Annotated in this window: 10 protein-coding genes and 2 pseudogenes; 5 read left to right on the forward strand and 7 right to left on the reverse strand. The window is 69.2% G+C overall.

Annotated elements, in window-relative coordinates:
- The 4 genes from EQG76_RS24690 to EQG76_RS24705 all read right to left on the reverse strand — a co-directional run.
- On the reverse strand, positions 1 to 1,665 hold a 1,665-nt coding region (locus EQG76_RS24690), incomplete at its 3' end, for a phosphoketolase family protein (protein WP_159717267.1).
- Between the two features lie 262 nt (positions 1,666 to 1,927).
- Positions 1,928 to 2,959, reverse strand: a complete 1,032-nt coding sequence (locus EQG76_RS24695; protein ID WP_159717269.1) for an L-idonate 5-dehydrogenase — start codon at positions 2,957 to 2,959, stop codon at positions 1,928 to 1,930.
- Positions 2,960 to 3,080: 121 nt separating this feature from the next.
- Positions 3,081 to 3,821: a metallophosphoesterase gene (locus tag EQG76_RS24700; protein ID WP_159717277.1), complete on the reverse strand. Its 741-nt coding sequence runs from the start codon at positions 3,819 to 3,821 to the stop codon at positions 3,081 to 3,083.
- 285 nt (positions 3,822 to 4,106) lie between these two features.
- Positions 4,107 to 4,637, reverse strand: coding sequence for a hypothetical protein (locus EQG76_RS24705; protein ID WP_159717270.1), 531 nt, complete (start codon positions 4,635 to 4,637; stop codon positions 4,107 to 4,109).
- Positions 4,638 to 4,885: 248 nt separating this feature from the next.
- Between EQG76_RS24705 and EQG76_RS24710 the strand changes: the two genes are divergently transcribed.
- The gene (locus EQG76_RS24710; protein ID WP_159717271.1) at positions 4,886 to 5,266 is read left to right on the forward strand and encodes a rhodanese-like domain-containing protein; all 381 of its coding nucleotides are present in this window, start codon (positions 4,886 to 4,888) and stop codon (positions 5,264 to 5,266) included.
- Positions 5,267 to 5,409: 143 nt separating this feature from the next.
- The gene (locus EQG76_RS24715) at positions 5,410 to 5,655 is read left to right on the forward strand and encodes a DUF768 domain-containing protein (protein ID WP_159717272.1); all 246 of its coding nucleotides are present in this window, start codon (positions 5,410 to 5,412) and stop codon (positions 5,653 to 5,655) included.
- A gap of 69 nt (positions 5,656 to 5,724) precedes the next feature.
- Here EQG76_RS24715 and EQG76_RS24720 read toward each other — a convergent pair.
- A pseudogene (locus EQG76_RS24720) lies at positions 5,725 to 7,226 on the reverse strand (MDR family MFS transporter).
- 209 nt (positions 7,227 to 7,435) lie between these two features.
- On the opposite strand from EQG76_RS24720, the gene EQG76_RS24725 reads away from it, so the two are divergent.
- Positions 7,436 to 7,702, forward strand: coding sequence for a phasin family protein (locus EQG76_RS24725; RefSeq protein ID WP_159717273.1), 267 nt, complete (start codon positions 7,436 to 7,438; stop codon positions 7,700 to 7,702).
- A gap of 67 nt (positions 7,703 to 7,769) precedes the next feature.
- Positions 7,770 to 8,300, forward strand: a complete 531-nt coding sequence (locus tag EQG76_RS24730; protein WP_159717274.1) for a hypothetical protein — start codon at positions 7,770 to 7,772, stop codon at positions 8,298 to 8,300.
- A gap of 54 nt (positions 8,301 to 8,354) precedes the next feature.
- Here EQG76_RS24730 and EQG76_RS24735 read toward each other — a convergent pair whose 3' ends face one another.
- Together EQG76_RS24735 and EQG76_RS24740 are read right to left on the reverse strand one after the other, a co-directional pair.
- Positions 8,355 to 8,906 (reverse strand): Hsp20/alpha crystallin family protein, encoded by a 552-nt coding sequence (locus EQG76_RS24735; RefSeq protein WP_159717275.1) that lies wholly within the window; start codon positions 8,904 to 8,906, stop codon positions 8,355 to 8,357.
- Between the two features lie 139 nt (positions 8,907 to 9,045).
- Positions 9,046 to 9,414 (reverse strand): hypothetical protein, encoded by a 369-nt coding sequence (locus tag EQG76_RS24740; protein ID WP_159717276.1) that lies wholly within the window; start codon positions 9,412 to 9,414, stop codon positions 9,046 to 9,048.
- A gap of 408 nt (positions 9,415 to 9,822) precedes the next feature.
- Here EQG76_RS24740 and EQG76_RS24745 point away from each other — a divergent pair.
- Positions 9,823 to 10,147: pseudogene (locus EQG76_RS24745) on the forward strand (hypothetical protein); the annotation flags it as partial.

Consider the following 10,147-nt stretch of genomic DNA (forward strand, 5'->3'; position numbering starts at 1 on the left):
CAGGTAGACCCGGACCACCTCGGCCTTCTTGTTGACGACATGGTCGATGAAGCCCGGGTCCTGGTGACTGAAGCCGTTATGGTCCTGGCGCCAGACATGGCTGGACAGGAGATAGTTCAACGACGCGATCGGCCGCCGCCAGCGGATGTCGTTGCACACCTTCAGCCACTTGGCGTGCTGGTTGAACATCGAATCGACGATGTGGATGAACGCCTCGTAGCAGGAAAAGAAGCCGTGCCGGCCGGTGAGCAGATAACCCTCCAGCCATCCCTGGCACTGGTGCTCGCTCAGCATCTCCATCACCCGGCCATCGGGCGCCAGATGCTCGTCATAATCGTGGCGCTCGACGACCCAGGTCCGATCGGTGGCCTCGAGTACGTCCTGCCAGCGATTGGAGTTGTTCTCGTCCGGGCTGAACAGGCGGAAGTTGCGAGCATCCAGGTTCAGCTTCATCACGTCGCGCAGGAACCGGCCCATGACCCGGGTGGACTCCGCCACCGCCGCACCCGGCGCCGGCATCTCGACCGCATAGTCGCGAAAGTCGGGCAGACGCAGGTCGCGCAGCAGCACGCCGCCATTGGTATGCGGGTTGGCGCTCATCCGCCGCGTGCCCCGCGGCGGCAGCTCGGCGAGTTCCGGCCGCAGGCGCCCAGCCTCGTCGAAGAGCTCGTCCGGCCGATAGCTCTTCATCCATTCTTCCAGGAGGCGCACATGGTCAGGGTTCTCGTGCATCCCGCCCATCGGCACCTGGTGCGAGCGCCAGAAGCCCTCGGTGCGCTTGCCGTCGATCTCCTTCGGGCAGCTCCAGCCTTTGGGCGTACGCAGCACGATCATCGGCCAACGGGGGCGGGTGGTGACGCCATTGGCCGCGGCGTCCGCCTTGATCTGGCGGATCTCGGCCAGCACCCGGTCCAGCGTTGCCGCCATCAGCTCGTGCATCGTCGCCGGGTCGTCGCCCTCGACGAAATGCGGCGTGTAGCCATAGCCGCGAAAGAGCTGGTCCAGCTCCTCATGGCTGATCCGGGCCAGCACGCAGGGGCTGGCGATCTTGTAGCCGTTCAGGTGCAGGATCGGCAGGACCACGCCATCGCCCACCGGGTTCAGGAACTTGTTGGAATGCCAGCTCGTCGCCAGCGCCCCGGTCTCCGCCTCGCCGTCACCGACCACGCAGGCGACGATCAGGTCGGGATTGTCGAAGGCGGCACCGAACGCGTGGGACAGGGAGTAGCCGAGCTCGCCGCCCTCGTGGATCGAGCCTGGCGTTTCCGGCGCCACGTGGCTGGGGATGCCGCCCGGGAAGGAGAACTGGGTGAACAGGCGCTTGAGGCCTGCCTCGTCCTGCGAGACGTTCGGGTAGACCTCGCTGTAGGTGCCCTCCAGATAGGCGTTGGCCACCAGGGCCGGGCCGCCATGACCGGGCCCGGTGATGTAGATCATGTCGAGGTCGTGCTGCCGGATCAGCCGGTTCAGGTGCACGTAGATGAAGTTCAGCCCGGGCGTGGTGCCCCAGTGGCCGAGCAGGCGCGGCTTGATGTGCTCCTTGGCCAGGGGTTTCTTGAGCAGCGGGTTGTCGTAGAGATAGATCTGGCCGACCGACAGATAGTTGGCCGCGCGCCAGTAGGCGTCGATCAGCTCGCGTTCCTGGTCGGATAAGGCATTGGTCATTGCCGGCCCCTGGTCGTCCTGTCGTTGATGCGCTCGATGCGGCGGCATGCAGGGTTTCGACTTCTCGTCCGCCGCCATCCGGATGTCCCTGCCGGGCGTCTCGCAGCCAATCCGCAAATCAGCCTCGGCTGCCAGCGGATGTTTCGCCCGTGCGCTGCACCTGCTCGGCATGCATAGGAAAGGCACGGCCGATGCGATGGTTGCGATGTGCCCGTGGCTTCGCCTCCCGCGGTCTCGGTTGCAGCGGGGCGGGATGGCCGCCTCAGAACGTGAGCTGCACCTTCATCGCGCGGGAGCGGTCGGATGCCAGCTCGAAGGCCTCGACCGCCGATTCGAACGGGATGGTCGCGGTGAGCAGGGGTGTCACGTCGATCAGGCCCTGGCCCATCAGGTCGACTGCCAGCGCGAACTCCTCGTCGAAGCGGAACGTGCCGCGCAGTTGCAGCTCCTTGGCGACGATCGTGTTGATCGGCAGGGTCATGTCGCCGCCGATGCCGAGCTGGACGATGATCCCGTGCGGGCGCAGCGCATCCAGCGCGCCACGCACCGCCACCTCGCTGCCCGACGCCTCGAACAACACGTCGAAGCTGCCTTTCTCGGCGGTGTAGGGGGCCAGCGCATTGGGGCTACCGGCAGTGTCCAGCGCTTGCGTGGCACCGACGCGCCTGGCCAGGGCCAGGGGTTCCGGGGCGATGTCCGTCGCCACGATCAGGGAGGCGCCGGCGAGCTTGGCGCACATGACGGCGAGCACGCCGATCGGCCCGCAGCCGGTGACCAGCACGCGCTTGCCCAGAAGCGGCCCAGCCCGGCGCGCGGCATGGAGGCAGACCGCCAGGGGCTCGGCCATGGCCGCCTCGCTCCAGCTCAGCCGGTCGGCGATCCGGACGGCCTGGGCGGCAGACACGACCAGACTCTGGCAGAACCCGCCTTGCACGTGGGGCATCCGCATGGCGCTGCCCAGAAAACGCATGTCGAGGCACTGGTTGTGCAGGCCCTCCTGGCAGTAGCGGCACTGACCGCAGGGCCGGCTGGGGTTCACCGCCACCCGCTGGCCAACCGCGCGCGACGCCACGCCTGGGCCCAGCTCCGCGATCGTGCCGGCAATCTCGTGGCCGAGCACCATGGGCTGCCTGATGCGCACCGCGCCGAAGCCGCCATGGCGGTAATAGTGCAGGTCGGAGCCGCAGATCCCGCCCGCGGCGATCTCCACCCGGACCTCGCCGGGGCCGGGGGATGGCAGGGCGACCTCGTCGATCCGCAGGTCTCTTGGCGCATGAATGACGACGCCGCGCATCGCTTGGGCTCCGTTCACGATCAATGGGCCGGCCGGTCGGCCGGTGGTGGCGACGGTAGACCTGCGGACGCGCCGATCAACTCTCAAGCTCAAGGCCGGGCCGCCACGCTGCAGGCGAGCGTCAAACCGCCCGCCCGGGCTCCGGCGGGATCACCAGGACCGGGCCGCCGTCAGCCGGTTGCAGCGTCGCCAGGTCCAGCAGGGTGAAGCGGCCCTGCGGCAGCCAGCCGGCCGTGTCGATATGGTAGACATTGCCCAGCGCTACTGCCTGGCGGAGCGGGGTGTGGCCGACCACGACCGCCTGCACGCCCGTGACCGGAGCGAGGTCCTGTTCCTCGATCCGGCGGCGCGACCAGATGCACTGGTCCTCCAGTTCGCCCGCAGCCCGCCGGCTCTCGGGGTTCTCTAGCCGGTCGCAGAGCATCCGCCAGTCCGGCAGCGGGCAATCGGCATGGACCAAGCCCACCGGCCCATGCGCCGTCTCGACCTCGAGTGCGATCGGCAGCAACTCCAGGGCGGCACCGATCTCCTGCTGGCGCCCCTCCGGCAGGGCCAAGAACCAGCCGCCGCCATTCTGGCGGTAATTGTCCGCGTCCACCGGATTGCCCCGGGCGAAGCGGATCGCATAGTCGTCGTGGTTGCCCCGGACCGCGTGGAACCAGGGTCTCGCCAGCCAAGCCAGGACCTGCTCGCTCTCCGGCCCCCGGTCGACCAGGTCGCCCACCGAGAACAATCGGTCGACCGCAGGATCGAAGCCGACGCTCTCGAGTGCCGCCTCCAGGCGGCTGAAATGGCCGTGGATGTCACCCACCGCCAGGTCCCGGCCGGCCGGATTCGCCCGATGGATCTCGACCCTGCCCATGCACCTGCCGCCAGGAAGCCACTGCCACCCTGCCAGATCTAGAACCGCAGCGCCGGCCGTCGACAGGGCAACGGCCGCCTCCGTCAGAAGCTGCATGCCGAGCTGGTAGGTGAAGCCGTCCTGGGAGAAGCGGTCCGCACCATCGGCCGCGTCCAGGTCGGTGCTGCCGCCGCCGAGCGGCGCCCAGACGCAGGTCCCCTCGCGCACCAGGGCATGCGCGCCCGCGAAGGTCGGGCAACTGAACAGGCTGTCGGCGAATGCCCAGCACGATGCTGCCCCCATTGGTTACCCAGACGTTGCCGGCAGCTCCTGCATCGCCACCGAGCGAACCGTTGTTCTGGTCGTCCCGGTCCACGTCGGCAAACGCGCGTCGATGGGGATCAGCTCGCTGCCATACGAGCCCTTGCTGAGCGATGGATCGCCGTCATTGCCGATGGCGACGACACCCCCGGTGGATTCATCGACGGCGTGCCGCCGCTGGACTGAGCATGCAGCACATGAGGACATAAGGGTAGCTGCTGGCACCCGCGTGAAGTCGCCATGGTTGGTGAGCGTGATCGTCGAGCCATTGCCCGGGTCGTTGTCCTGGTCGCCGCTGCTGCCGGTCGAAGCCGAGCCGTAGGGGTTGGTGTAGCTGCCGCTCGTCACCGTGCAGTCATAGGTGCTGCCGCAGTCCGCCGCCTGGGCGGCCGGCACGCCAGCAGCGTGAAGGTACAGCCGAAAAAGATGCGGCTTCGGACGATCATCGGTCCAAGTATCCTTTGCAGACGTCCTGAAGATAGAGCAGGCCAGGACCGGTCCTATGTCGCTCGGCATGCGATGGATCCGGCAGGACCGTCGACGAATCAAGTGAACCGACAGGGCAGGACGGAGAAGGACCGGAAGGACTGCCAGATGTGCTGTTGCCGCCGGCCGCGCCAGCGGCGGATCTCCCGGCGGGCGCCTGGCAGGCGAATTCCATCCAGGGCGGCAAGTTGACCAGGACGGCGGGATGCCGCAGGTTCGCCAATCGGCCGCCTCGGGGCGAGTCCGCCGCCAGGACGGCATTTCCGGGAGGATGAACGATGCCGACTTCAGTCAAGGAATTGCTGGCCGCCGCCAACAGTGCGGTGCCCCGGATTGGTCGGGCGACCGCCGAAGAGCTGATGAAGCAGGGCGACGTCCTGGTCGTGGACGTGCGTGACCAGCCAGAGGTGCAGGCGAGCGGCAAGGTCGCGGGAGCCAGGCAGGTGTCGCGCGGCATGCTCGAGTTCCGCGCCGACCCGGCCTCGCCCTATCACGACCAGGCGTTTGATCCGGCCAAGACCGTGATCGTCTACTGTGCGTCCGGCGGGCGCTCGGCGCTGGCCGGCAAGGCGCTGCTGGACCTGGGCTACCGCGACGTGCGCAACCTCGGGAGCTTCAAGGACTGGGCCGAGCAGGGTGGTGCCGTCGAGCCCGGGTGAACGCCCTGTATCGGATGCGCGACCGTGCCGCGCGCGCCACAGCCAACAGGCCAGCAAGCGCAATCCCCATGGCAAACTGTCGCACCGTGAAGACGAGAGTCTCGTAGCGTTCCTAGGCTCCCTGTCCCATGGCGGAGATCGGGATGAGCACGCGGGCGAGGGCGTTCGTGCAGTGCTGGATCGATGAGCATATCGGTCCGGAGCTTTATCGGGAAGAGCGGCACCGGTCGCGGGAGTATGCCGCGCGCTGCCTCATGGCCGCCCGGGAGCGCGGGATCAGCCCCGCCGAGATCCAGGACGAGTTCGGCAACCTCGCGACCCATATAGCCGGGATAGGCGACCGGGCCGGCCGCGCCCAGGCCGGCTTCGGCTTCAGCTGGCAGGCCTGAGCACGCGGCCGGCCACCCTGGGCGCATGGCCGGCGCCGGCTTCCCGCCGGCTGCGGCGGGGCGGCAGGGTCAGGCCGGTCTGGTCAGGTGGCGCCGGGCCGGGATCCACCAGCAGGTCAGGCAGGCTAGCAGCGCCAGGAGCAGGATGCCCCAGAAGGCCAGATGCAGGGCCTGGTGCAGGGCGGCCTGCGCCTGCGGGTCGATCGCGACCCCGGCCAGCCCGTCCGGCCGCTCAAGCAGGCCGTGCAGCCGTGCCGCCGCAGGAGGTGGCGCGTAGCGGTCGATCCCGAGATTCAGCACCGCCCCCAGGGCAGTGGCGCCCAGCGTGTTGCCCAGGCTGCGGGCGAACAGGTTGGAGGAGGTGGCGCTGCCGCGCTCGGCCCAGTCGACGCTCTCCTGGATCAGGATGATGCAGGTGATGCTGAGCAGGCCCATGCCGAAGCCCATCACGAACGAGCCGGCCCCAGCCAGGAACGGCGAGCTGCCCGGCTGGAGCAGGAGGAAGGCGGCGGCACCCAGCGGGAACATCAGGCTGCCCAGGCGCAAGGTGCGGCGGATGCCGAAGATCCGGTAGCAGCGGCTGGACAGGGTGACGGCTAGCGGCCAGCCCAGGATCAGCATGGTGAGCGCGAACCCGGCCTGCAGCGGGCTGCGGCCGAGCACGCCCTGCACGTGCAGCGGCAGGATCGTGGTCAGCCCGATCAGCGCCATGCCGGCGAGCAGGGTGGCGACGTTGCAGGCGGCGATGAGCTGCCGGCGCCAGAGCTGGAGCGAGATCATGGGGGGCCGGGCGCGGCGCTCCTGCCAGAGGAAGGCCGCCCCGGCCAGGAGGAACAACAGGCCCAGGGCCAGGACGGTGCCGAGGCCGCCATCGGCTTCGGTGAGCATCAGCATGAAGGCGGCGATCGCCACGGCGAACAGGGCGGCCCCGGCATAGTCGATTGGCTCGTTCTGCCTGGAGACCTTCTCCTGGAGGAACAGGACCAGGCCTCCGATCGCCAGCGCGCCGAACGGCAGGTTCAGCCAGAAGATCCAGGCCCAGGGCAGGTGGTCGACAATCACGGCACCCGCCAGCGGCCCCACCACCGCGGAGGACGCCCAGACGCTCGACAAGAGGCCCTGGATCTTGCGGAGGACGCCCAGACGCTCGACAAGAGGCCCTGGATCTTGCCGCGCTCCTCGATCCGGTAGAGGTCGCCCACGATCGTGGTGGTCACCGGCAGGATGGCGCCGGCACCCAGGCCCTGCAGGAGGCGGAACAGGATCAGGCTCGGCATCGACCAGGCGAGCCCGCACAAGAGCGAGGCCAGGAGGAACAGGGCCGTTCCGGTGATCAGCACCGGCTTGCGGCCGAACATGTCGGCCAGCCGGCCATAGATCACCGTGGTGGTGGTCTGCGCCAGGAGGAAGGCGGAGAACACCCAGCTATAGTAGGCGAACCCGCCGAGCTGCCCCACGATGTGCGGCATCGCGGTGGCGACGATGGTGGCCTCGATCGCCACCATGAAGGTCGCCAGCACGATGGCGGCGACGATGAGCGGCCGCCGGTTAGCGATATGATCGGCAGGCATCGGCTTCCTCGGGAAGGGGAGTGCCGGCGGTGGCGAGCACCGGCCGGGCAACGAATCTCGGTCGCGACTTGATCTAGATCAATGCGGGCGGCCTGCAGGCGGGGATAGGTAGGGTTGCTCTGCGGTAGCCACCAGCCGCCGGATGAAAGAAAGCGCCAAAAAGAGCGTAGCCCTGCAGGCTGGGGACAATGGATGAGGGAATGATCTCCATGGACGGTTCGAACCAGCTCCTGACCTGGTGGCATGCCTGGCTGCGCCTGCCGCTGACGCTGAGTGCGGAGAGCTTGCGCTTCGCCAGCCGCCGTTGCGCGGCCCATGCCGACAACGTCGCTGCCCTGGCCAGATGCACCAGTGTCCGCGAGGCCGCGGAGCTGCAGAGTGGCTTCACGCAGCGGCTGCTCGCCGACTATCGCGACGAGGCCGAGGTGCTCATGCGCGAGGCGAGCGAGGCCGTGCTATCCTCGAGGGCGGCATGAGGCGCGGGCGGCTCATCGCTGCCGCTGTCCTGCCGGTGCGGGCTTCCTGATGGGACCCGTCTGGTCCATGCCGGCGCCACAGGCCGATGGCGGCCTGTTCTGGGTGACGCTGACCCAGGCCGCGCGACCTGCCTGCACGCGGCAGGTCGGCAGTCGCAGCCTGTACCTGCTGGCCCCCCTGAGCGGCCATGGCCGGCTGGACCCGCTGGGCTGGCAGGCGCAGCGTGGCGGCTGCCCGGTGCTGCGCATCTCGTGCGGGCAGCCGATCCTGATCGGCGCCCTGCGCCACCGCGCCGGCGGCGCCGAGGGCTCGACCTGGATCATCGACTATGATCCCAGCGCCGATGCCGAGGAGGGCTATGGCTATCGGCTGGATGCGCAGCGCCTTGTGAAGGACGAGCTGGTGCCCCTGGTCGGGCCCGACGGGGTGCGCACCTTCCAGGTAGCCGACATCTCCAGCCGCATCCCAACCGTGGTGCGCCGCTACCTGCTGATGGTGAGCCGGCCCCTGCCAGCCTGGCCGGAGCGCCGCCGCGCCTGTATGCCCCGGCGCCCGGCAGCGGACTGCCCGTGTCATGTCAGGGCAAGCCGGGCCTGAAGGAATCGGGCAGCCCGGCCGGCACGCTTTTTTGGCCCCCGTCGGGTCACCGTCTCAGTTGGCGGTGATCTCGATCCGGCGCCGGCCGGCCGGTGCGCCCTCGCGCCGCGGCACCGTGACGGTGAGCAGCCCGTCCTTCAGCGCCGCCCCGATCCGCTCCGGGTCGGCGTCGTCGGGCAGGGGGAAGGAGCGCTGGAACGCACCGTAGCGGCGCTCGGCCAGCATATGCTCCTCCTGCCACTCGACCTTAGCCTGCTGCTTGTGTCCCTTGATGGTCAGCACGCCATTGCTGACAGCGATGTCGAGATCCTCGGCGCGCAGCCCCGGCAGTTCGGCCACCAGCCGGTAGCCGCCCTCGCCGGCGGACACGTCCACCACCGGTGCGGTCGCGTCGAACACCGACTGGAGGCGCCGCCAGGGATCCGCGTCGAGCTGCCGCCGGCGCAGCAAGGCGAAGGGTGCGGTCGCGAACAGGTCGTCGAACAGCCGGTCCATCTCCTGGCGGAGCCCCTGGAAGGGCGGGGCCTCCGCACCCTTGGATCCAGCGCCGCCGGTCCCTCCGGCTGCACCCGCTCCTGCTCCCGTCCGGTCCTGCTCGTCGCTCATGACAGTCCTCCCGTGCCGCTTGAGGGTCCTGGCGTCGCCGGGCCATCCCGATGCGGCGTATCGGGTCATTTTCCCATAAACGCCCGGTCGGGCAAGCCGGCCGCACTGCCTTTGGCAGCAGCGCGTTGGCCAGGACGCATCAGATCGGGCCGGCTGCCGTGCTTGGGCGCTGCTCGCCGGTCATGGCCACCACTCGGCCGCCCTCGAGGGTGAAGCGGCGCGAGGCGAAGCCCGCGCAGGTCGTGGCGCCGTTGTCGCTTTGCAGGCGGTTGTCCCGCCAGAAATAGCGCACCTCAACCACGGTCCGGCCATCCGCCGATTCGACGACCTCCGCCGCCGTGACCGACATGCGAGGCAGCACGCAGCGGGCACCCTCTTCCCAGGCATGGCGAGCATAATAGTCCTCGATCGCCCCAACGGCACCCGGCTGGTCGGGCAAGAGCGGCGTGGTGCTGCAGGCCGCGAGCAGTACCGCGGTGGCGAGCAGAAGGAACGGGCGGAAGCGCATCGCATGCTCCGGCAGAGGGAGGGACGTGCAGCCAAGAAGCTATTGCGACCCTGGCGGTTCCAAGTGCAGCCCCGGAGCGAGCGGGCAGGGGCAGGCGCGGCCGGACATTGCCGGAACGTCATCTCTTGGAAATGTGATATATCGACAGTTCAGCCGAGCTTCGCTAGCCTTGCTGTCATGTTCCGTTCCGACGGCGTGCCTGCCGCCGAGACTGCCTGACGGAGGCGCTGCTTATTTTCGCTCAGGTGAAGCCGCCGTGTCGATTGTTAGAGGTTTGCCATCGGGACCCGGCCCCGGGCTGCTGGGGGAGCCAGGTCCGCACGAGGGGAAGGTGACGGGCGGGTGACGGCCGGGCCTCACCGCACGCGGAGCCGGCGCCTGGACCTCGGCCTCAGGATCGCGTGCCTCGTGGCCGCGTCTGTGCTGGCCGCGTTCCAATTGCCCGGCGTGCTGCTCTATCCGGCACCGCCGCCCGCACCGGAAACCGCGGTGCTGGTGGCCCTGCAGAAGGAGGCCAATCAGGCGCTGGCCCGGCAGGTGGCGCAGATGCGGCAGGACCTTTCCGGCAATGTCTGCGTGGCCGGCGACCGGCTGATGCGGCACGGGCCCGGCGGTGCCCCGGTGCCGGCTTCCGATGCGGACGATGCCAGCCTGCCGCCGCCGCCCGTGGAGCGGATCGCAGCACCGGCCGTGCATGATCCTGCGGCAGCGCCGGCCGGGCGCCGCTCGCTGG

This window comes from Geminicoccus flavidas (assembly GCF_009806515.1).
Taxonomy (GTDB): Bacteria; Pseudomonadota; Alphaproteobacteria; order Geminicoccales; family Geminicoccaceae; genus Geminicoccus; species Geminicoccus flavidus.

Coding starts and splice junctions, on each gene's coding strand:
- EQG76_RS24730 (WP_159717274.1), top strand. CDS start 7,770: ATGCCGGCGCCACAGGCCGATGGCGGCCTGTTCTGGGTGACGCTGACC.
- EQG76_RS24715 (WP_159717272.1), top strand. CDS start 5,410: ATGAGCACGCGGGCGAGGGCGTTCGTGCAGTGCTGGATCGATGAGCAT.
- EQG76_RS24705 (WP_159717270.1), bottom strand. CDS start 4,637: ATGCCGAGCGACATAGGACCGGTCCTGGCCTGCTCTATCTTCAGGACG.
- EQG76_RS24700 (WP_159717277.1), bottom strand. CDS start 3,821: ATGGGCAGGGTCGAGATCCATCGGGCGAATCCGGCCGGCCGGGACCTG.
- EQG76_RS24735 (WP_159717275.1), bottom strand. CDS start 8,906: ATGAGCGACGAGCAGGACCGGACGGGAGCAGGAGCGGGTGCAGCCGGA.
- EQG76_RS24710 (WP_159717271.1), top strand. CDS start 4,886: ATGCCGACTTCAGTCAAGGAATTGCTGGCCGCCGCCAACAGTGCGGTG.
- EQG76_RS24695 (WP_159717269.1), bottom strand. CDS start 2,959: ATGCGCGGCGTCGTCATTCATGCGCCAAGAGACCTGCGGATCGACGAG.
- EQG76_RS24740 (WP_159717276.1), bottom strand. CDS start 9,414: ATGCGCTTCCGCCCGTTCCTTCTGCTCGCCACCGCGGTACTGCTCGCG.
- EQG76_RS24725 (WP_159717273.1), top strand. CDS start 7,436: ATGGACGGTTCGAACCAGCTCCTGACCTGGTGGCATGCCTGGCTGCGC.